Source organism: Bhargavaea massiliensis (assembly GCF_018390575.1).
Classification (GTDB): Bacteria; Bacillota; Bacilli; order Bacillales_A; family Planococcaceae; genus Bhargavaea; species Bhargavaea massiliensis.
This window is the reverse complement of the sequence record NZ_JAHBCJ010000008.1, coordinates 1-19,142: the sequence shown is the minus strand read 5'-3', so window position 1 is coordinate 19,142 and position 19,142 is coordinate 1. Positions and strand designations below refer to the sequence as shown.

The window sequence follows — 19,142 nt, the reverse complement described above, 5'->3', positions numbered from 1 at the left end:
AACTGAAACATGTCTACTCTACGCATAGGAATCCAGGCAGGGCTGAATACGACGTGGACGCTCGGTAAGATCATTTTCCCGATCACACTGCTGGTCGTCATCCTGCAGCACACGCCCGTCCTGCCGTGGATCATTGATCTTGTTGCACCGCTCATGGGACTGTTCGGACTTCGCGGGGAGGCGGCGATTCCGCTCGTCCTCGGCAATGCACTGAATCTGTATGCCGGCATCGCCGGCATCCTGTCGCTGGAACTGACGGTGAAGGAAGTATTCATCCTGGCCGTCATGCTGTCGTTCTCGCATAACCTGTTTATCGAATCGGGCGTCGCGATGCGCGTCGGGGTCAAGCTCTGGGTCATCCTGGTCGTGCGCCTCGGACTTGCATCGGTTTCCGCCATTCTGATCAACCTGTTCTGGAAGGGCGGATCTGAAATTGCGCAGTACGGGATGGCGCCGGCACCGGAAGCGGCACCTGAAACCTGGGGAGCCATTGCCCTGCTCGGATTTGAAAAAGCAGGATTCGGAGTCCTGCAGCTTGCGGTGATTGTGATTCCGCTCATGGTCGCCATCCAGTTCCTGAAAGACGGAGGCTGGATGCAGAGGCTCTCCGCCAAGCTCGGACCGCTTACGAAGCTGATCGGCGTCCAGCCAAACGCCGGCATGACACTGGCCACCGGACTTGTCGCGGGACTGGCAATGGGAGCGGGCGTCATGATCCAGGCTGTGGAAGAGGACGGCGTCAGCAAAAAGGACGCGACACTCGTCCTTATCTTCCTCGTCAGCTGCCACGCGGTCATCGAAGACACACTGATCTTCGTTCCGCTCGGTATTCCGGTCTGGCCGCTCCTGCTGATCCGTGTGGTGACCGCGTTTGCGCTGACGATGGCGGTTGCTTGGGCATGGAAGCGGGCAGAACTATCCAAAGGGAAGGGAGTCGTGCTGCCGCATGGCCAATAAAATCGAAACCATCCTGTTTGACTTTGATGGGACTCTGTTTGATACGAACGATCTGATTATCGAAACCTTCATGGCGGTGCTCGGCAAGCATTTCCCGGGCCGCTATTCACGCGAGGACTGCCTACCGTTCATGGGGCCTCCGCTGCGTGAGACGTTCGAGGCGCTTGCGCCTGAGAATGTCGAGCAGATGATGGAAGAGTACGTGAACTGGAACCTGGAAAACCATGACAGACTGACGACGGAGTTCCCGGGCGTGTCTGACGTCCTCAAGAAGCTGAAGGAGCGCGGCCTCAAGATGGCAATCGTCTCCACCAAGAGGAACAAAACCATTCACAGGGGCCTCGGCCTCATGGATGCGGACGGTATCTTCGACGTTGTGATCGGATTGGACGACGTCACTCACGCGAAACCCCATCCGGAACCGCTTCAGAAAGCGATGGACGCGCTTGGCGCCGACCCGGCGACAACACTGATGGTTGGCGATAACTCTCATGACATCGAAGGCGGCCGCAATGCCGGCACACTTACGGCAGGCGTTGCCTGGAGCGCGAAGGGAAGGGAGTTCATGGAATCCCTCAAGCCGGACTATATGCTGGATGCAATCGAGGATCTGCTGGAGATTGCGGATGGGAAGGTCCGGGCGGAATGAGGCGGACCGACCGCCATCCTGCGCCGGTCAAAGGGACGAATCCGCTCTGGCACATGTACCGGACGGTCTCATTCTTCAAGGTTGCCAAGAATTTCATCGTCATCCAGATTGGGCGGTATACCCCGTTCCTGTCCGTGAAGCGTTGGCTTTACCAAACGTTTCTCGGCATGAACATCGGGGAAAAGTCGGCGCTCGCCCTGATGGTCGTCCCGGACACGATGTTTCCGGAGCGCATCCGCATCGGCCGTAATTCGATCATCGGGTTTAACACGACGATTCTCGCGCACGAATACCTGACCGACGAATACCGGCTCGGCGATGTTGTCATCGGCGACAATGTGATGATCGGAGCCAATACGACGATCCTGCCGGGCGTGGAGATTGGGGACGGCGCCACCGTCTCAGCGGCCTCACTCGTCAACCGCGACATTCCGCCCGGCAGCCTCGCCGGGGGAAACCCGGTACGCATCATCTACACCGCGGAAGAACTGAAGGCACGGAAGAGAACCCCCCGTCAGAAATGACGGGGGGTTCAGTATGTCAACGTCTCAACCCGTCCCACACCGCCTCCGGAACGGCCCCCTTCAGCATCGCATCCATCCATTACCGGCGACCGGCTCACATGTCTGTGATATAATGGGAAGCTGAAACCATTGACCATTCTGACCATTACGCGGCTTTGCCGCTTCCATAATCCGGAGGAATCTTTATTGAACAATCACTCTCAACAGGGAAATCATAAGAAAGTCATCAATTTCATTCCGAATGGTGAATTTTACTATAAAAAAGCACTCGGTGCGCTGAAGCGCGACGAGGTGGAGAAGGCCCACAAGTTTCTCAGCAGGGCGGCGGACCTAAGCCCGGAGGATGCTGACATCCTCCTGCAGTACGCCATTCTGGAAATTGACATGGGCCGTTTTGAGCATGCCCGCGACCTCCTGATGACCGCCCATGATTCGGGCGCGGAAGATCCGGACACCCTGTTCTACCTATCCGAAGTGCATGCGAATCTCGGCTATCTCCGGGATGCGATCCGATATGCGCAGCGTTACCTCAAACTCGCGCCGGAAGGGCTGTATCGAGACGAGGCGATGGACATTATCGAATTCTCGGAGCATGAGCTGTACGGACTGCCGGATGACGCCGAGGGAGACGGGCGTCTTGACTACATTCTCGATCGCGGGCGCCGCCTGATGGAATCCGGTGAATTCCGTGAAGCCGTCAGCCTGCTTGAGTCGGCGATCGAGGAACACCCCGATTTCTGGGCAGCCTACAATAACCTGGCGCTTGCCTATTTCTATATCGGTGAGACCGAGCAGGCCGAGGCGCTCCTGAATCAGGTGCTCCGGGGAGACAACGGAAATCTTCACGCCCTTTGCAATTTTGCAGTGTTCCACTTTTACAAGCAGGATGCGGAAGCGCTCAACAGGACGGTATCCATCTTGCTGAAGATTCACCCGATGCTCGTCGACCACCGCTACAAGCTTGGGGCGACGCTCGCATTGGTCGGCCGCCATCAGGAGGCGTACGGTTGGCTGCGCGGACTTCAGCGGATCGGCTTCGAAGGCGATCCGGGCTTTTACTTTTGGCTGGCGCATGCTGCGGCGATGATTGGAGAAGATAAGGTTGCCCAAGATGCGTGGGCGGTGCTCGTCTCGATGGATCCGTCCAAGGTAGGCAAGGAACCTTGGCTGCGTGCCCGGATTCCCGATACGCCCGAAAACGATCCGAAGTTCATCATCGGCAAGCTGAACAGCGGGGAAGAGGGACTGCGGCTTCTCGGCCTTTTCCTGACCGGCAAATCGATGCGCCGCGAAGACATCCTGACCCATCCCGAATGGCCGGATGTCGAGAACATGTCGACTACCGAAAAGCTGTTCCTCGCGCATGGTCTCGGCCACCGGCTCCCGGGCAGGGACCGCGGGGAACTCCTTTATAATCGTGTGTTCGAAGCGACTGATATGCTATACAGCCGCTATGAACCTCTTGTCGAAGAGGAAATGCCGATTCTCGAGATGTGGTTCCTCATGTGCAGCCGCGCCATTGAAGAAAGCTATGCCTTCCGAAATCCGCGTGCCATTGCAGCGTCGGCGGAGTACATGTACCGTTCTTCCCGGCATGCGGGCACGACGAAAAAAGAAATTGCGGAAGCTTACGGCATTTCGGTGAAGACACTCACGAAGTATGTCAACGAACTGTTCCGCTTCCTGCCGTTCCCGCGCAGCTAAGCAAAAATGTTGAGCCCTGTCTGCAAATGGAATAGCATGGGGGCAGATAGGCGTTCACATTTAAGGAGGAACTTTTCATGGCTGAAGATAAAATTTATGATGTCATCATCATCGGTGCCGGACCTGCCGGGATGACGGCTGCGGTATACACAAGCCGCGCCAATATGTCCACGCTCATGCTGGAGCGAGGCATTCCCGGAGGCCAGATGGCCAACACTGAAGACATCGAGAACTATCCGGGATTCGACAGCATCCTCGGTCCGGACCTCTCCAATAAAATGTTCGAACACGCGAAGAAGTTCGGCGCCGAGTATGCATACGGCGACGTATCCGAAGTCCGTGACGGTGAAGCGTACAAGACGATTGTCGCGGGCGGCAAGGAATATAAGGCCCGCTCGATCATCATCGGCACAGGCGCGGAATACAAAAAAATGGGCATTCCGGGCGAATCGGAGCTGGGCGGCCGCGGTGTCAGCTACTGTGCTGTCTGTGACGGTGCGTTCTTCAAAAACAAGGACCTCGTTGTGGTCGGCGGCGGCGACTCCGCCGTCGAAGAAGGCAACTTCCTGACACGATTCGCAGACAAGGTGACCATCGTCCACCGCCGCGATGAGCTTCGTGCACAGAAGATCCTGCAGGACCGTGCTTTTGCGAATCCGAAGATCGACTTTATCTGGAGCCACACGGTCAAGTCAATCAACGACCAGGACGGCAAAGTCGGCAGCGTCACGCTCGTTTCGACAAAAGACGGAAGCGAGCGCGAATTTCAAGCGGACGGCGTGTTCATCTACATCGGCATGGTTCCGCTTACCGCTCCGTTCAAAACGCTCGGCATCACCGACGAGAACGGCTATATCCCGACGGACGAACACATGAAGACCACGATTCCAGGCATCTTCGCCGCTGGGGACGTTCGGGCGAAAACGCTGCGTCAGGTCGTCACGGCGACAGGGGACGGAAGCATCGCCGCGGAAACCGCGCAGAAGTATGTTGAGGAACTAAAGGAAAAAATCAGCACAGAAGTCTGATTTAACACGTTCTTAACCGCGCTGTAACAGCGTTGCAATAAATAGTGTGTATAGTTATAAGTGTAAATTGACCCCCCTTTATGATAGCAACACCTTTTTGACGGCACCGGCACTCCCGGCTGCCGTCCTTTTTTTCATTCCTTTTGTATCCCCCTTCGGATGCATAGTATAATAAAGGGTAGAATGTTTTCCGGGAAGGTGGGAGACCGATGCAGCGGATCGCCAATCTGTTGGTTGTACAGGACGGAAAAGTCCTGTTGTTGAAGAAGCCCCGCCGCGGCTGGTATGTCGCGCCGGGCGGAAAAATGGAAGCGGGAGAGTCCGTTTATTCGGCCGCTTTCCGGGAGTTTACGGAAGAGACCGGTGCGACACCGGTCGAACCGCACCTGAAAGGGGTCTATACGATGGTGATCCGGGATGAAGAAAACTCCCGGACGCTCGATGAATGGATGCTTTATACATTCACGGCACGCAGCCTCAAAGGGGTGCCGTTTGAGGAAAATCGTGAGGGCAAACTTGAATGGCATGAGGTCGGCGAACTGGATACTTTGCCGATGGCTGAAGGAGACCGGATGAACTTGAAGTTCGCAGCCGGAAGCCCGGGCACCCAGTACGGCACGTTCACCTATACGGAAGAATTCAGGCTGCTTGGGGCGGACCTCCAGCAGTCGGCAGAAAGGATGGGACCATGACAAAGCAGACGAAAGAAAACAGCGGCAACATGGAACTGGTCGTCATCACCGGGATGTCGGGAGCCGGCAAAACGGTCGCCATGCAGAGTTTCGAGGACCTCGGCTACTACTGCATCGATAATCTTCCGCCCGAGCTGCTTTTGACGTTCCTGAAGCTGCTCGCTGATTCGGACCGGAATCAGAAGCGGGTGGCTGCCGTCATGGACATGCGGGGCAGGGAATACTTTGATTCGCTGATCGGAACGCTTGACCAGATCGAAGCGGCGGATGGATTCGACCTTCAGGTGCTGTTCCTCGACGCCGACGACAGCACGCTCGTCAAGCGATACAAGGAAACCCGCCGCAAGCACCCGCTGTCACACGGCGGGCTGGTCAGCGACGGCATCCGCAAAGAGCGGGAGATGCTATCCGAACTCAAGGGCAGGGCGCGCTACATGTTCAACACTTCCTATCTGCGCCCCCGCGAACTCAGGGAAAAGATTGTAGAAAGCTTTTCGGGTACGGAAAAAGGCGCGTTCACGGTCAATGTCATGTCGTTCGGTTATAAGCACGGCATCCCGATTGATGCGGATATTGCGCTTGACGTGAGGTTTTTGCCAAATCCGTATTATATCGAGGAGTTGAAGCCTCTGACCGGCCTACAGTCCGAAGTCTATGATTACGTCATGAAGCAGAACGACACAAAAGAACTGATCACGAGGCTGGAAGATCTCTTCCGCTTCCTCATCCCGAGATACAAGGAAGAAGGCAAGGCACAGCTTGTTATTGCTTTTGGCTGCACGGGCGGCCAGCACCGCTCCGTCTCTCTAGCTGAGTATTTCGCGGAGAAGCTGAGCGGCGAGTACAAAACGTCAGTGACCCATCGGGATATCAAACACAGAAAGGGCTGATCCCATGCCCGGAAAAAAGGGGAAAAAGCGCATTGTGGCGATTGGCGGGGGGACCGGCCTGTCCACGATCCTGCGCGGCCTGAAACAGTATGATGTCGACCTGACTGCCATTGTGACCGTCGCGGATGACGGGGGCAGCTCGGGGAAAATCCGCAAAGATTACATGATTCCGCCGCCGGGTGACGTGAGGAACGTCATCGCGGCGCTTTCCGATGTGGAGCCGCTCGTACTGGAAATGTTCCAGTACCGCTTTTCTTCTTCCGAGGGTCTCGGCGGCCACTCGCTCGGAAACCTGATGCTCGCTGCAATGACGAACATCACCGGTGATTTTTCGAACGCGGTGGCTGAAATGAGCAGGATCCTCAACATCAAAGGCCGTGTGCTTCCTGCCGCGAATCAGATCATCACCCTCGGAGCGGAGCTGGAAGACGGCTCGATCATCAACGGCGAATCGAAAATTCCGGTCTACGGACACCGGATCCGGCGGGTGTTCCTGCTTCCGGACGAGGTCGAGCCGCTGGAAGATGCGGTCCGCGCAATCCGCAAGGCCGACATGATTGTTGTTGGGCCCGGCAGCCTGTATACCAGCATTTTGCCGAACCTGCTCGTACCCGGCATCGGGGATGCCGTACTCAGGTCCAATGCGCGCAGGCTCTACATATGCAACATCATGACGCAGCCGGGTGAGACGTCGTCGTTCAGCGCATCGGACCATGTCCGTGTAATGTACGACCATCTGGGCGGCAGGTTCCTTGACGGCGTCGTCGTCAACGACGGCACCGGCCTGGATGCCGTGGCGGAAGAATACCGCCAGAACCAGTCCGTTCCGGTCCCGGGTGATGTGGAACGTCTTGAAGAACTGGCGGCTCATGTCATTCTGGCAGATATTGCGACCATCGTCGCAGGGCATGTCCGGCACGATGCGGGCAAGGTCGCAAAGCTGATCTGCAGCTACCTGGACAGCCCGGACGGGGCGGCCGTCTGAACAGGATGGCCGTTCGTGAAAGGAGAGGAAGCCGGTGTCATTCGCATCGGAAACGAAAAAAGAACTGACTCAGGTGGAGATGGACGAGTGCTGCACACGTGCCGAACTGTCCGCATTCATCAAGATGAACGGTGTGCTGTCGTTTTCCAACCGTCAGATGAGCCTCGATGTGCAGACGGAGAACGCGGCGATCGCCCGCAGAATGTACTCGAACATGCGGAAACTCTACCCGTACAAAGTGGAGCTGCTCGTCCGGAAGAAAATGCGCCTAAAGAAAAACAATGTCTATATATGCAGGATCCGTGAAGGCGCGAAGACGATGCTTGAAGATCTGAAGATTACAGGAGAAGGGATCGGTTTTGACGAAGGCGTTTCGGAGGATATCGTCAAGGACGACTGCTGCAGGCGTTCCTACCTGCGCGGCGCTTTCCTCGCGGGCGGTTCGGTCAATAACCCGGAAACTTCATCCTACCACCTGGAGATTTTCTCTCTCTACCAGGAGCACAGCGAGGCACTGGTCGAGCTGATGAATGCCTACGGCCTCAATGCAAAATCAATCGAGCGCAAAAAAGGCTTTATCGCGTACCTGAAGGAAGCAGAGAAAATTTCCGACTTCCTCAGCCTGATCGGCGCCCACTCGGCGCTGTTCAAGTTCGAGGACGTCCGCATCGTGAGGGACATGCGCAATAGCGTCAACCGGCTCGTCAACTGCGAGACGGCAAACCTGAACAAGACGATCGGCGCCGCCATGCGCCAGGTGGAAAATATCCAGTACATCGACCGGATGATCGGCATCGAAGGACTGCCGGACCGTCTGCAGGAAATTGCCCGGCTCCGTGTCGAGTACCAGGATATCACGCTGAAAGAACTCGGAGAGATGGTATCGGGCGCGCCGATCAGCAAGTCGGGCGTCAACCATCGCCTGCGCAAGATTGACGAGATCGCGGAAAAGCTGCGCAAAGGCGGAGTCTCGCTGAAGTAAGTTTGTCCTTGTCCTTTTCGGGCTTCTCCGATACGATAAAGGAATAGACAAGCAACCGGTTGCAAAGGAGGAAGTCGGCCATGACCGAACGGACACTAGAGGTGAAACTGAAATCCGGCCTGCAGGCCAGGCAGGCGGCGCTGTTCGTCCAGGAAGCGAACCGTTTCTCCTCGGACATCTACCTTGAAAAGGGTGCGCGCAAGGTGAATGCCAAGAGCATCATGGGCATCATGAGCCTGGCGATCGCAAGAGGGGTCGAAGTGACGCTGAGCGCGGACGGCCACGATGAGGAAGACGCCGTAACAGCTCTTGCTGCGATCATTGAAGATGAAGCGGCCAAGTAGGCAGCGGCCGTTTTTAAAATCGGCAAAATCAAAAGACCCGGCGGGATGCCGGGTCTTTTAATTTTTTACTTGTCTTCTTTTTTCTTGTCCGGAAGTTCGTTCCGTTCGATGATGTGGTCGATGAGGCCATATTCCTTCGCGCGCTCGGCTGTCATGAAGTTGTCGCGCTCTGTGTCGCGCTCAAGCACTTCAAGCGGCTGGCCGGTGCGCTCTGCGAGAATCGTGTTAAGCTTCTCGCGGAGGAAGAGAATGCGTTTTGCCGCAATCTCGATTTCCGTCGCCTGGCCCTGTGCGCCGCCGAGCGGCTGGTGGATCATCACTTCCGCGTTCGGGAGAGCATAGCGCTTGCCCTTCGTGCCTGCCGCAAGAAGGAAGGCGCCCATCGATGCAGCCATGCCGATGCAGATTGTCTGCACGTCCGGCTTGATGAACTGCATCGTATCGAAGATCGCCATTCCGGCCGTGATGCTGCCTCCCGGGCTGTTGATGTAGATTGAGATGTCCTTGTCCGGATCTTCAGCTTCAAGGAAGAGAAGCTGCGCGACAATTGAGTTTGCCACGTTATCGTCAATGCCCGAGCCGAGCATGATGATGCGGTCTTTCAGGAGCCGCGAGTAAATGTCGTATGCCCGCTCACCGCGGTTCGTCTGTTCGATTACTGTAGGGATGAGATTCATCTGTTCGTCCTCCTTTTAGTGGATGAGTAAATACCTGCACTGGAACACTATACCCTCCAGCCCTTGAAATTATCATAAGCTATTTGGTCAATGAAGGTCAAATGGGACGCTTAACCAAAAATGAAAAAGGGGCTTGCATCCCGGATAACATACTTGTATAATAAAAAATGTCGTCCGGTAAGGAGACTATGAATGTTCTGCCCTCGTGGTGCAACGGATAGCACGTAAGATTCCGGTTCTTAAGATGTGGGTTCGATTCCTGCCGAGGGCGCTGACAGACGCATCACCTTAATAGGTGGTGCGTTTTTTCGTTGTACCGGAAATCTGTGTCTGCCTGTTGTTCCCTAAGCTTGATTCCACATCTCCTGAATCTTTTCCTTCTTTTGTCCGTAGAGAATAACGAACCGGCCGTTGTTTCAAGGGGAAACGGGTTAGGGTAAGGTAGGGTTAGATATGCAGGTAAGAGAGGGGACTGAAGCGAATGAGAAAAATGATGGGCCCACTGTTGATTATAGTGGGAATCTTGGTCGTACTGGCCATCATGCTGGTGCCGAAGTACAATTCTTTCGTGAATCTGGAGGAAGATGTGAACCAGGCGTACAGCCAGATCGAAAACCAGCTGCAGCGTCGGATGGATCTGATTCCGAACCTCGTGGAGACAGCGAAAGGCTATGCCAAGCATGAAGAAGAAGTGTTTACGGACATCGCGGACGCACGCTCGCGTCTGGCAGGGGCAGGTTCGCCCGAAGAACAAGCCAATGCCAACGAAGAACTGACCGGTGCGCTCAGCCGGCTTCTCGTCATCGCAGAAAATTATCCGGACCTTAAGGCGAACGAAAACTTCCGCCAGCTCATGGACGAACTGGCCGGTACGGAAAACCGTCTTGCTGTCGCAAGGATGGACTATAATGAGGCGGCCACCCAGTTTAACAGGAATGTCCGGAGCTTCCCGGGCAATCTCGTCGCCGGCATTTTCGGATTCGACCAAAAAGAGTATTTCGAAGCGTCGGAGGCCGCCCGTGAAGTGCCGAAAGTCGATTTCGGGGAGTACGGTAACTGATGAAGCAGCTCGGCAGGACCCTTTTGTTCGTCCTGCTTCTGTTTACCGGAGCGCCTGCTCTGGCGGCGGAGCCGGACGTACCGGAACCGATCGGCGACAATATCTATGTGCAGGACCACGCCGGCATCCTGACAGCTGATCAGCGATCACAGATTGTCTCTATGGCCTCGGCGCTTGACCGGGGAACAGGCGCGCAAATTGCCGTACTGACCGTCCCGTTCGCGGTGGAAATACCCGAGATGTACGCTCTCGAAGCGCTGCGAGAGTACGGGCTCGGTGCGGCAGAAGAGGACAACGGCGTTTTGCTGCTTGTCTCGACTGTCCCTGACTCCTCAGGCAAACGTGCTTTCGAAGTGTCAGTCGGGTATGGCCTTGAGGGTGCCCTTCCGGACGGGAAGGTGGGAAGGATCCTCGACGAGTATGGAGTCCCTTACCTCGCCAACGAGCAGCCGGCAACCGCCATCATGAACGTGTACCGCGTTCTCCACAACGAAGTGGCCAAAGAGTACAACTGGGACGGCACCGTCGAGCAGCCGGCGCCTAATTCCGATTCCGGGAGCGGCGGCGGTGGCGGTATCAACCCGATCGTCGCCATCATCATCATCTACGTCCTCATCAACATGTTCTTTGGCGGCGGAGGACGGGGAGGTGGCGGCGGTCCCGGCGGCAGACGCCGCAGGGGCGGACCGGTCATCTTCATCCCGGGCTCCTTCGGCGGCGGAGGCGGATTCGGAGGTGGATTCGGAGGTGGCGGGTTCGGCGGCGGCGGTGGCGGCTCCGGCGGCGGAGGCGGAGCAGGCCGAGGCTGGTAACCTGACAGGAAAGAAGGATGACCTCATGAATATCACACTGTTTGTCGGCAACGACTGCCCGCTCTGTGAAGAGGCGTTGCTGAATCTGAGACTGGCAGCGGAAGACATCCCGCTCGATATCGAAGTGATCGACATCGGGCAGGATGACCGGCTGCATGAGAAATATATGCTGATGATCCCCGTCTTGGAGAAGGACGGCGAAATCCTGCTCTATGGGAACATCGGCTATGGTGATGTGATGGAAGCGCTCCTGTAGCGCTTCCTTTTTATTTTGGGTAAAAAGTTTGCAACTGGCCGATCCGTGGAATACAATAAATACGAAGTGGGACATAATTTATATCACTGGGACGTAAAGTGTCCCGAAGTGAGGAGGATGTCCATGGATGCAGTGACGCAGTCATTGCTCAGTGTTCTCCCCGAAATGCCGGAGATGCTATCCGTGCGCTGCGGTATCCTGAATGCCATCCGGCAGGAAGGACCCGTCGGCAGGCGTTCGCTGGTCGGCCGGGAAGGTCTCAGTGAACGGGAAGTCCGCGCGGTATGCGATCTTTTTCGGAAACAGGGGCTGATTACAGCGGAGACTTCGGGCATGAAACTGACGCCCGAAGGAAAAGCTGTGCTGGATGCGCTGCAACCGGTGATTTGGCAATGGACAGGACTTGAAGAAATGGGGACTGAACTATGCCTGAAATTGGGTATACAGAAAGTGATGGTCGTTCCCGGCGGGAATGACCATGACCTTACAAAACGCAGGATGGCGAGGGCCGCATGCGGCCATATGGCCGGCGTCCTCAAAGAAGGGTCTGTGGTGGCCGTCACCGGCGGAAGCACTGTCGCGGCGGTTGCCGACGAGGCAGCGACTGCCGGACTGCCCGCAGGAATGCGCTTTATCGCGGCCCGCGGCGGCACAAGCGGTGATGTGAAGTCACAGGCCAATATGATTGCGGCCATGCTTGCAGCTGCAACAGGAGGCGGGTGGACGCCGCTCCATCTGCCCGAAGCGCTTGCAGAAACATCGGTCGGACCGCTTCTGGAAGAGCCGTCGGTGAAGGAAGCGCTGGACCTGTATGACCGGACGGACTGTATCGTCCATGGCATCGGGGATGCGCTCGAACTGGCACGGCGCCGAGGTGCCGATGATGGGACCATGGGGAAACTGGCTGCTGAAGGCGCGGCAGCAGAAGCGTTCGGATATTATCTTGGCCGGGACGGTTCGGTGATTGACCGCCTCTGCACGATCGGGCTCAGCAGGAGCCAGATTGACCGCATCCCTCATCCGCTTGCAGTGGCAGGCGGGCAGGAAAAAGCGGGACCGATACTCGCTTATATGAAGCAGGCCCCGGCACAGACGGTCCTTGTGACCGATGAAGGGGCCGCAAGAGAAATTCTCCGCCTGTCCGGCGGGGAGGCTGAGGAAAGAAACTGACGAATGAATGATAAAAAACCGGAGGGATTCAGATATGGCATTGAAAGTGGCAATCAACGGATTTGGTCGGATTGGACGCGTTGTCTTCCGTCAGGCTTGGGACAACCCGGAACTTGAAATTGTGGCGGTCAACGATCTGACCGATGCGGCGATGCTCGCCCACCTTCTGAAATATGATTCCGTGCACGGTATCTTCGACGCGGAAGTGGACAGTGACGAGCAGCACCTGATCGTGGCGGGCAAGAAAATCCGCGTATTTGCTGAAAAGGATCCTGCGGCTCTTCCGTGGGGTGACCTGGGAGTCGACGTCGTCCTTGAATCGACGGGCGTTTTCCGCGACCGCGAATCGGCCGGCAAGCACCTGGAGGCGGGCGCGAAGCGCGTGCTCCTTTCCGCACCGGGCAAGGGTGACATCAAGACCCTCGTCATGGGCATCAACGAAAATGACTACAATCCGGAAACGGACCAGATCGTCTCGAATGCATCCTGCACGACGAACTGCCTGGCACCGGTCGTTAAAGTGCTCAATGATACGTTCGGCGTGAAAAAGGGCCTGATGACAACCGTCCATTCGTACACAAACGACCAACGGATCCTCGACCTTCCGCACAGCGACTACCGCCGGGCGCGTGCCGCAGCGGAATCGATGATTCCGACAACAACAGGCGCCGCGACCGCCGTCACCAAAGTGCTTCCGGAACTGAAGGGCAAGCTGGACGGCATGGCGGTCCGGGTACCGACACCGAACGTCTCCCTCGTCGACTTCACAGCGCAACTTGAAAAGACGGCGACTCCGGAAGATGTCAACGCGGCGATGAAGGAAGCGGCGGAGGGCGACCTCAAGGGCCTCCTGTTTGTATCCGATCTGCCGCTCGTCTCCAAGGACTACAACGGCGTGCCGGCATCGTCCACTGTTGATGCGCTGTCGACGATGGCGATCGGCGACGATATGGTCAAAGTCATTAGCTGGTATGACAATGAGAGCGGCTATTCCGCCCGCTGTATCGATCTGATGATCCACATGTCGAAGGCAGGAATCTGATAGCCTTCCCATAAAGAAACCACTATAATGGAATGGGGCCTGGAACGGACGCCCCGTTCCTTTTTACATACGGAAAAAATGGAGGGGTTTTCATGATCCGAAAAAAATCCATCAATGATCTCGACGTCGCCGGCAAGCGTGTGTTTGTCCGTGTCGACTTCAACGTGCCGCTCGACGGCGGCCATATCACGGACGACACCCGGATCCGCGCGGCGTTGCCGACAATTGAGAAGTTGGCCGATTCGGGTGCAAAAGTTATTCTCGCCAGCCACCTCGGACGGCCGAAAGGCCAGGTCAACGAAGACATGCGCCTTGCTCCTGCCGGCAAGCGCCTGTCCGAGCTGCTCGGTAAAGATGTCCGGATCCTGCCGGAATCGACGGGTGACACTGTGAAGGAAGCAGTGGCATCCATGCAGGACGGCGATGTCGTCCTGCTTGAGAACGTCCGATTCCATGAAGGGGAAGAAAAGAACGACCCGGAACTGGCGAAGCAATTTGCCGAGCTTGCGGATGTGTATGTGAATGACGCGTTCGGCGCCGCCCACCGTGCGCATGCGTCGACGGCGGGCATCGCGGAACATCTTCCTGCGGCTTCCGGCCTGCTGATGGAGAAGGAACTGGACGTTCTAGGCAAGGCGCTGGCGGAACCGGAGCGTCCGTTCACCGCCATCATCGGGGGTGCCAAAGTCAAGGATAAAATCGGTGTCATCGATCACCTCCTGGACAAGGTCGATCATCTGCTTCTCGGCGGCGGTCTTTCCTACACCTTTACAAAGGCACAGGGCCATGATGTCGGAAACTCGCTTGTCGAGGAAGATAAAATCGACCTGGCCAAGTCGTTTATCCATAAAGCCGAGGAAAAGGGCGTGAAGCTGCATATTCCGACTGACGCGGTGGTGGCTTCCGAATTCAAGGCGGATGCGGAGACCAAAATCGTCCGAACCGATTCGATTCCTGAAGGCTGGATGGGGCTGGATATCGGACCTGAGACAGCGGCCGAGTATGCAGATGTCATCCGCCAATCAAAAACCATCCTTTGGAACGGGCCGATGGGCGTATTCGAAATGGATGCTTTTGCGGAAGGCACCAAGACAGTCGCACAGGCGGTTGCTGAAACGGAAGGCTATACCATCATCGGCGGCGGAGACTCTGCGGCTGCAGTCGAAAAGTTTGGTTTGGCAGACCGGATGGACCATGTGTCCACGGGCGGCGGAGCTTCCCTCGAGTTCATGGAAGGAAAAGAGCTTCCGGGCGTGTCTGCCCTGGACGACAAGTAAACGGCTAAAAATTGGAGGGAACGGATATGCGAAAACCGATCATTGCAGGCAACTGGAAAATGCACAAAACCCTCGGTGAAGCGGAATCGTTCTTTGACTCGGTCAAAGGAAAGCTCCCGGATGCCGGCCGGGCGGATACGGTAGTATGCGCACCGGCGCTTTTCCTGGCTAATCTCGCGGAACGTGCCGGTGACGGGATGCCCGCAGTGGGTGCGCAAACGATGCACGAGGAAGAAAAAGGAGCCTTTACCGGAGAGATCAGCCCGGTGATGCTGGCAGACCTGGGCGTCAAGTACGTCATCATTGGACACTCAGAGCGCCGCGAATACTTTAACGAAACCGACGAGTCGGTCAACCGGAAGGTAAAGTCCGCATTTGTCCACGGACTCGTTCCGATTGTCTGTGTCGGCGAGTCGCTGGAAGAGCGCGAAGGCAATAAGACCGCCGAGAAAATTTCCGGACAGGTGCGCGCTGCGCTGGAAGGTGTCAGCGCGGAAGAGGCAGCTGGGGCAGTGATCGCCTATGAACCGATTTGGGCGATCGGGACAGGGAAGACCGCGACTTCCGATATGGCGAATGAGGCATGTGCCGAAATCCGGAGTACGCTTGCGGAGCTGTACGGGCGAGAAACAGCCGAGCAGATCCGGATCCAGTATGGCGGCAGTGTGAAGCCGGATAATATTGCGGAACTTCTTGCGCAACCGGATATCGATGGCGCTTTGGTCGGAGGCGCCAGCCTGGAGCCGGAGTCGTTCATCGCGCTGGCGGAGGCGGCGGGCCATGAATAAACGCCCTGTCGCGCTGATCATCCTTGATGGCTTCGGCCTGAGGAACGAGTCGGCCGGCAACGCCGTCGCGCAGGCGGACAAGCCGAATTTCGACCGCTACCATGCAGACTATCCGACGACGACGCTCACGGCGAGCGGAGAGGCGGTCGGCCTTCCGGAAGGCCAGATGGGCAATTCCGAAGTCGGCCACCTGAACATCGGCGCAGGCCGGATTGTCTACCAGAGCCTGACCCGCATCAACAAATCGATCCGGGAAGGCGATTTCTTCGAGAATGAAATGCTCCTTTCCGCTGTCCGGAACGCCAAGCAGCCGGGGCGGTCCCTTCATATCATGGGGCTCCTTTCGGATGGCGGCGTCCACAGCCATGTCAGCCACTTGCACGCCCTCATTGACCTGGCGGAACAGCACGGTCTGGAGCGCGTCTATCTGCACGCCTTCCTGGACGGCCGGGACGTCGGGCCGAAAACGGCCCTCGGCTACATCGAGGAGACCGAACGGCATCTGAAAGCAGCTGGCGTCGGCCAATTCGCTTCGGTCAGCGGACGCTACTATGCAATGGACCGTGACCGGCGCTGGGACCGGGTCAAGCTCGCCTACGATGCCATCACGGAAGGCACGGGCGCCATGGCACGCTCTGCCGCGGAAGGCGTCGAAGCCGCCTACGGCCGGGGGGAGACGGATGAGTTCGTCATCCCGTTCGTTGTTTCCGGTGAAGACGGGAAGCCGGTCGCCACGGTCAATGATGGCGATTCGATCATCTTCTTCAACTTCCGTCCGGACCGTGCGATCCAGCTGACATCCGCGTTTGTTTCTGATGACTTCAGCGGGTTTGGCACAACCTATCGCCGTCCGGCGGAACTCACCTATGTGACGTTTACGCAGTACAGCGAGGATTTCGAAGGACAGGCACGGGTCGTTTATCCGAACGTGAACCTGAGAAAGACTGCGGGTGAAGTGATTTCCGAGGCGGGACTCCGTCAGCTCCGGATTGCGGAGACGGAAAAGTATCCGCACGTCACGTTCTTCATGAGCGGCGGCAGGGAAGAGGTCTTTCCGGGCGAGCAGCGGATCCTCATCGACTCTCCGAAGGTCGCGACGTATGACCTGAAGCCGGAGATGAGCGCCTATGAAGTGACGGAAGCACTTGTCGGCGTGATTGAACGGGACGAGACGGATGCCATTTTCCTGAATTTCGCCAATCCCGACATGGTCGGACACAGCGGCATGCTGGAGCCGACGGTCAAGGCGATTGAAGCCGTTGATGAATGTCTCGGCCGGGTCGTCGATGCCATCCTCGCAAAAGGCGGGGCGGCCATTATCACTGCGGACCACGGGAATGCTGACGAAGTCGTCACGATCGACGGCCGTCCGATGACTGCGCATACGACAAACCCGGTTCCGGTCATCGTGACGGAAAAGGGACTTGAACTGCGGGAAGGCATTCTTGCCGACCTGGCACCGACCATGCTCAAGCTTCTCGGTGTCGAACAGCCGGAAGATATGACAGGCAAACCACTATTCTAATCAGAGGGAGTGTCAATGTAATGCCAATCATCAGCCATATTCAAGCACGTGAAGTACTCGATTCCCGAGGGAATCCGACAGTGGAAGTGGAAGTCTTCACGGACAGCGGCGCCTATGGCCGCGCCATCGTGCCATCGGGCGCGTCGACCGGCGAATACGAAGCGGTAGAACTGCGTGACGGGGACAAGTCCCGTTACCTCGGCAAAGGTGTTCTGAAAGCCGTCGACAATGTCAATGGTGTGATCGCAGATGAACTGTCAGGCATGTACTCGGTACTTGATCAGGTATCGATCGATCAGGCGCTCATCGAGCTGGACGGAACAGAAAACAAAGGCAAGCTAGGCGCCAATGCGATTCTGGGCGTATCCATCGCGGTCGCGCACGCGGCAGCGGATTACCTTGACCTGCCGCTTTACCAGTACCTCGGCGGAGTCAACGCCAAGCAACTGCCGGTTCCGATGATGAACATCCTGAACGGCGGCGAGCACGCAGACAACAACGTCGACATCCAGGAATTCATGGTCATGCCGGTCGGAGCGGAATCGTTCCGGCAGGCACTCCGCATGGGCACGGAAGTGTTCCACTCCCTGAAAGCGGTTCTGAAGGAAAAGGGCCTGAACACGGCAGTCGGCGACGAGGGCGGATTTGCCCCGAACCTCGGTTCCAACGAAGAGGCGCTTTCCACCATCATGGAAGCGATCGAAAAAGCGGGCTACAAACCTGGTGAAGACCTCGTTCTTGCGATGGATGTGGCTTCTTCCGAGTTCTATGACAAGGAATCCGGCAAGTACAACCTGTCGGGCGAAGGCATCTCTCGCACTTCCGAAGAAATGGTTTCCTGGTACGAGGAACTGTGCAACAAGTATCCGATCGTCTCGATCGAGGACGGCCTGGACGAAAACGACTGGGACGGACACCGCATGCTGACCGAGCGCATCGGAAGCAAAGTCCAGCTTGTCGGCGACGACCTGTTCGTCACCAACACGAAAAAGCTGTCTCGCGGCATCGAAGAAGGCGTCGGCAACTCGATCCTCGTTAAGGTCAACCAGATCGGCACGCTGACCGAAACATTTGACGCAATCGAAATGGCGAAGCGCGCGGGCTATACGGCTGTCATCTCCCACCGCTCCGGCGAGTCGGAAGATGTGACGATCGCCGACATCGCAGTCGCGGTCAATGCAGGCCAGATCAAGACCGGTGCGCCATCACGTACCGACCGTGTCGCCAAGTACAACCAGCTTCTCCGCATCGAAGACCAGCTGGCGGCAACTGCGCAGTACCCGGGCAACAACGCATTCTACAACCTGAAGAAGTAATCGAAAGGACCGGCTTGTATGCCGGTCCTTTTTCTATGGATGGGATAAAAACGGGAACCCGGGGATCCGGGGTGCAATAAGGCGTGCCGACTTGCAATAAGGGGCTCCAGCTTGCAACAAAGGTTGACGAGTTGCTACATGGCTTGACGACTTGCAATATGGCATGCCCACTTGCCACATGGCACCCGAACTTGCCACATGGCGCACGGACTTGCCGCATGGCCCACGAACTTGCCACATGGCGCACGAACTTGCCACATGGCGCACGAACTTGCCACATGGCACCCGGACTTGCCACATGGCACACGGACTTGCCACATGGCACACGGACTTGCCACATGGCCCACGAACTTGCCACATGGCCCACGGACTTGCCACATGGCGCACGGACTTGCCACATGGCGCACGGACTTGCCACATGGCGCACGGACTTGCCACATGGCGCACGGACTTGCCACATGGCG

Annotated in this window: 20 protein-coding genes and 1 tRNA gene; 20 read left to right on the top strand and 1 reads right to left on the bottom strand. The window is 57.0% G+C overall.

Features of this window, described 5'->3' with window-relative positions:
* Positions 1–9 precede the first annotated feature (9 nt).
* From KHA84_RS12375 to KHA84_RS12330, 10 genes are all read left to right on the top strand, one after another.
* Positions 10–957, top strand: coding sequence for a nucleoside recognition domain-containing protein (locus tag KHA84_RS12375; RefSeq protein ID WP_213423835.1), 948 nt, complete (start codon positions 10–12; stop codon positions 955–957).
* Complete coding sequence (gene ppaX / locus KHA84_RS12370; protein ID WP_213423834.1) at positions 947–1,606, top strand: pyrophosphatase PpaX; 660 nt, start codon at positions 947–949, stop codon at positions 1,604–1,606. Before KHA84_RS12375 ends, ppaX begins: the two co-directional genes overlap by 11 nt.
* Positions 1,603–2,130 carry an acyltransferase gene (locus KHA84_RS12365; protein ID WP_213423833.1) on the top strand — a complete coding sequence of 176 codons (528 nt, stop codon included), beginning with the start codon at positions 1,603–1,605 and terminating at the stop codon, positions 2,128–2,130. Before ppaX ends, KHA84_RS12365 begins: the two co-directional genes overlap by 4 nt.
* A gap of 186 nt (positions 2,131–2,316) precedes the next feature.
* Positions 2,317–3,834 (top strand): tetratricopeptide repeat protein, encoded by a 1,518-nt coding sequence (locus KHA84_RS12360; protein ID WP_213423832.1) that lies wholly within the window; start codon positions 2,317–2,319, stop codon positions 3,832–3,834.
* Between the two features lie 77 nt (positions 3,835–3,911).
* Positions 3,912–4,862: a thioredoxin-disulfide reductase gene (gene trxB / locus KHA84_RS12355; protein ID WP_213423831.1), complete on the top strand. Its 951-nt coding sequence runs from the start codon at positions 3,912–3,914 to the stop codon at positions 4,860–4,862.
* A 209-nt stretch (positions 4,863–5,071) separates the two neighbouring features.
* Positions 5,072–5,554 (top strand): NUDIX hydrolase, encoded by a 483-nt coding sequence (locus tag KHA84_RS12350; protein WP_213423830.1) that lies wholly within the window; start codon positions 5,072–5,074, stop codon positions 5,552–5,554.
* A complete protein-coding gene (gene rapZ, locus KHA84_RS12345) occupies positions 5,551–6,444 on the top strand; it encodes an RNase adapter RapZ (RefSeq protein WP_213423829.1) in 894 nt (297 codons plus the stop codon). The genes KHA84_RS12350 and rapZ overlap by 4 nt, the downstream gene beginning before the upstream one ends.
* A gap of 4 nt (positions 6,445–6,448) precedes the next feature.
* The gene (locus KHA84_RS12340; protein WP_213423828.1) at positions 6,449–7,429 is read left to right on the top strand and encodes a gluconeogenesis factor YvcK family protein; all 981 of its coding nucleotides are present in this window, start codon (positions 6,449–6,451) and stop codon (positions 7,427–7,429) included.
* A 34-nt stretch (positions 7,430–7,463) separates the two neighbouring features.
* On the top strand, positions 7,464–8,411 hold the full coding sequence (whiA, locus tag KHA84_RS12335) for a DNA-binding protein WhiA (protein WP_213423827.1): 948 nt from the start codon (positions 7,464–7,466) through the stop codon (positions 8,409–8,411).
* An 80-nt stretch (positions 8,412–8,491) separates the two neighbouring features.
* Positions 8,492–8,755: an HPr family phosphocarrier protein gene (locus tag KHA84_RS12330; RefSeq protein ID WP_008300287.1), complete on the top strand. Its 264-nt coding sequence runs from the start codon at positions 8,492–8,494 to the stop codon at positions 8,753–8,755.
* A gap of 65 nt (positions 8,756–8,820) precedes the next feature.
* Here the strand turns inward: KHA84_RS12330 and clpP are convergent, their stop codons facing one another.
* On the bottom strand, positions 8,821–9,432 hold the full coding sequence (gene clpP, locus KHA84_RS12325; protein WP_213423826.1) for an ATP-dependent Clp endopeptidase proteolytic subunit ClpP: 612 nt from the start codon (positions 9,430–9,432) through the stop codon (positions 8,821–8,823).
* Between the two features lie 199 nt (positions 9,433–9,631).
* Between clpP and KHA84_RS12320 the strand changes: the two genes are divergently transcribed.
* The 10 genes from KHA84_RS12320 (at position 9,632) to eno (ending at position 18,678) form a co-directional block, all read left to right on the top strand.
* A tRNA-Arg gene (locus KHA84_RS12320) sits at positions 9,632–9,703 on the top strand.
* Between the two features lie 210 nt (positions 9,704–9,913).
* A complete protein-coding gene (locus KHA84_RS12315; RefSeq protein ID WP_213423825.1) occupies positions 9,914–10,492 on the top strand; it encodes a LemA family protein in 579 nt (192 codons plus the stop codon).
* Positions 10,492–11,304, top strand: a complete 813-nt coding sequence (locus KHA84_RS12310; protein ID WP_213423824.1) for a TPM domain-containing protein — start codon at positions 10,492–10,494, stop codon at positions 11,302–11,304. Before KHA84_RS12315 ends, KHA84_RS12310 begins: the two co-directional genes overlap by 1 nt.
* Before the next feature lie 25 nt (positions 11,305–11,329).
* Positions 11,330–11,560 carry a glutaredoxin family protein gene (locus KHA84_RS12305; protein WP_213423823.1) on the top strand — a complete coding sequence of 77 codons (231 nt, stop codon included), beginning with the start codon at positions 11,330–11,332 and terminating at the stop codon, positions 11,558–11,560.
* A gap of 123 nt (positions 11,561–11,683) precedes the next feature.
* A complete protein-coding gene (locus tag KHA84_RS12300; protein WP_213423822.1) occupies positions 11,684–12,730 on the top strand; it encodes a sugar-binding transcriptional regulator in 1,047 nt (348 codons plus the stop codon).
* 34 nt (positions 12,731–12,764) lie between these two features.
* Positions 12,765–13,772 carry a type I glyceraldehyde-3-phosphate dehydrogenase gene (gap, locus tag KHA84_RS12295; RefSeq protein ID WP_213423821.1) on the top strand — a complete coding sequence of 336 codons (1,008 nt, stop codon included), beginning with the start codon at positions 12,765–12,767 and terminating at the stop codon, positions 13,770–13,772.
* A 92-nt stretch (positions 13,773–13,864) separates the two neighbouring features.
* Positions 13,865–15,049 (top strand): phosphoglycerate kinase, encoded by a 1,185-nt coding sequence (locus KHA84_RS12290; protein WP_236823275.1) that lies wholly within the window; start codon positions 13,865–13,867, stop codon positions 15,047–15,049.
* A gap of 26 nt (positions 15,050–15,075) precedes the next feature.
* A complete protein-coding gene (gene tpiA, locus KHA84_RS12285) occupies positions 15,076–15,837 on the top strand; it encodes a triose-phosphate isomerase (protein WP_213423820.1) in 762 nt (253 codons plus the stop codon).
* Complete coding sequence (gene gpmI / locus KHA84_RS12280) at positions 15,830–17,362, top strand: 2,3-bisphosphoglycerate-independent phosphoglycerate mutase (RefSeq protein ID WP_213423819.1); 1,533 nt, start codon at positions 15,830–15,832, stop codon at positions 17,360–17,362. The genes tpiA and gpmI overlap by 8 nt, the downstream gene beginning before the upstream one ends.
* A 20-nt stretch (positions 17,363–17,382) precedes the next feature.
* Positions 17,383–18,678, top strand: a complete 1,296-nt coding sequence (eno, locus tag KHA84_RS12275) for a phosphopyruvate hydratase (protein ID WP_213423818.1) — start codon at positions 17,383–17,385, stop codon at positions 18,676–18,678.
* The last annotated feature ends 464 nt before the right edge of the window (positions 18,679–19,142 follow it).